Annotated in this window: 3 protein-coding genes and 1 pseudogene; all 4 read left to right on the top strand. The window is 65.1% G+C overall.

Translation table 11 applies throughout. From position 1 onward, the window contains the following. Positions 1-198 (top strand): annotated as a pseudogene (locus tag AC1D00_RS37825) (NAD(P)(+) transhydrogenase (Re/Si-specific) subunit alpha); the annotation flags it as partial. Between the two features lie 11 nt (positions 199-209). Continuing rightward, complete coding sequence (locus AC1D00_RS37820; protein ID WP_027545555.1) at positions 210-527, top strand: proton-translocating transhydrogenase family protein; 318 nt, start codon at positions 210-212, stop codon at positions 525-527. 39 nt (positions 528-566) lie between these two features. Then, the gene (locus tag AC1D00_RS37815) at positions 567-1,964 is read left to right on the top strand and encodes an NAD(P)(+) transhydrogenase (Re/Si-specific) subunit beta (protein WP_135177126.1); all 1,398 of its coding nucleotides are present in this window, start codon (positions 567-569) and stop codon (positions 1,962-1,964) included. A 20-nt stretch (positions 1,965-1,984) separates the two neighbouring features. After that, the gene (locus tag AC1D00_RS37810) at positions 1,985-2,155 is read left to right on the top strand and encodes a hypothetical protein (RefSeq protein WP_404553141.1); all 171 of its coding nucleotides are present in this window, start codon (positions 1,985-1,987) and stop codon (positions 2,153-2,155) included. The last annotated feature ends 28 nt before the right edge of the window (positions 2,156-2,183 follow it).

Raw genomic sequence — 2,183 nt, 5'->3', positions numbered from 1 at the left:
GGCTACACCAATGTCGCAGGCCGTGTCGCGGCGTCGGCGTCGAGCCTCTACGCGCGCAATCTTTTCAACTTCATCGAGACCATGGTCGACAAGACCAGCAAGTCGCTGGCCGTGAACTGGGACGACGAACTCGTGAAAGCGACCGCGCTGACCAGAGACGGCGCCGTGATCCACCCGAACTTCCAGCCGAAAGCATAAGGAGAGCCGCCATGGAGCATGTTGCGCAGGTCGTCGACCCCTTCGTCTTCCGGCTGTCGATTTTCGTTCTCGCCGTCTTCGTCGGCTATTTCGTGGTGTGGTCGGTGACGCCGGCACTGCATACGCCGCTGATGAGCGTGACCAACGCGATCTCCTCGGTGATCGTGGTCGGCGCGCTGCTCGCCGGCGGCGTCGCGAACGTCTCGAGCGGCTCGGGCTGGGCCCGCGCCTTCGGCTTCGTGGCGCTGATCTTCGCCTGCGTGAACATCTTCGGCGGCTTCCTTGTCACCCAGCGCATGCTGGCGATGTACAAGAAGAAGTCGAAGTAAGCGGCCACCTCGGGCTGAAGGGATCAATGGGGACCTGAGATGAACGCCAATCTCTCTGCATTCTTGTATCTCGTAGCGGGGGTGCTGTTCATCCTGTCGCTGCGGGGATTGTCGAGCCCGGCCTCTTCGCGCCAGGGCAATTTGTTCGGCATGATCGGCATGGCGATCGCGGTCGCCACGACGCTCGCCAACCATCCGCCGGCTGACGGCCTGGCCTGGGTGCTCGTCATCGTCGGCATCGCCATCGGCGGCGCCATCGGCGCGGTCATCGCACGCCGCGTGCCGATGACCTCGATGCCGGAACTGGTCGCCGCCTTTCACTCGCTGGTCGGCATGGCCGCGGTGCTGGTCGCCGCCGGCGCGTTCTACGCGCCCGAGGCCTTCGACATCGGCACGCCCGGCAACATCCATGCGCAGAGCCTGGTCGAGATGTCGCTCGGCGTGGCCATCGGCGCGCTGACCTTCACCGGTTCGGTGATCGCCTTCCTCAAGCTGTCGGCGCGCATGAGCGGCGCGCCGATCATCCTGCCGTTCCGCCACATCATCAACATCGCGCTCGCCGTGGCGCTGGTGTTCTTCATCGTCGGTCTCGTCCTGACCGGCAGCGCGATCGACTTCTGGCTGATCGTCATCCTCGCGCTGGCGCTCGGCGTGCTCATGATCATCCCGATCGGCGGCGCCGATATGCCGGTCGTGATTTCGATGCTGAACTCCTACTCCGGCTGGGCCGCGGCCGGCATCGGCTTCACCCTCGGCAACTCCGCACTGATCATCACCGGCGCGCTGGTCGGCTCCTCGGGCGCGATCCTGTCCTACATCATGTGCCACGCGATGAACCGGTCCTTCATCTCGGTCATCCTCGGCGGCTTCGGTGGCGAGACCGCCGCGGCCGGCGGGGCGACGGGCGAGCAGAAGCCCGCCAAGCTCGGCTCGGCGGACGATGCCGCCTTCATCATGAAGAACGCCTCCAAGGTCATCATCGTACCGGGCTACGGCATGGCGGTGGCGCAGGCCCAGCACGCGCTGCGCGAAATGGCCGACATGCTGAAGAAGGAAGGCGTCGAGGTGAAGTACGCCATTCACCCCGTGGCCGGTCGCATGCCCGGCCACATGAACGTGCTGCTGGCCGAAGCCAACGTGCCCTATGACGAGGTGTTCGAGCTCGAGGACATCAACTCCGAATTCGCGCAGGCCGACATTGCCTTCGTGATCGGCGCCAACGACGTCACCAACCCGGCCGCGGAAGAGGACAAGACCTCGCCGATCTACGGCATGCCGGTGCTTCAGGTCTGGAAGGCCGGCACCGTGATGTTCATCAAGCGCTCGCTCGCCTCGGGCTATGCCGGCATCGACAATCCGCTGTTCTATCGCGACAACACCATGATGCTGCTCGGCGACGCCAAGAAGGTCACCGAGAACATCGTCAAGGCGATGTAGCGCGCGAAGGAAGTGGGACCGTGGCCATCAACAAGGAATGGCACCGGTCCCATCGCATGCCGCCCAAAGCGACGCGCGCGCAGCGCGTCAAATGGCACGCCGCGCATGCGGCGGCGTGCGGCTGCCGCGACGTTCCCGCGAGCATCCGGCTCGACGTCATGAAATTGCTGCGGAGCCGGCGCAAGCCCTGAGCCGGAGACCGGCCGCATCATCATGACC

The sequence above is a fragment of the Bradyrhizobium sp. P2_E8 genome, assembly GCF_056403875.1.
The sequence above is the reverse complement of the archived record's forward strand: the minus strand, read 5'-3'. Positions and strand labels throughout refer to the sequence as shown.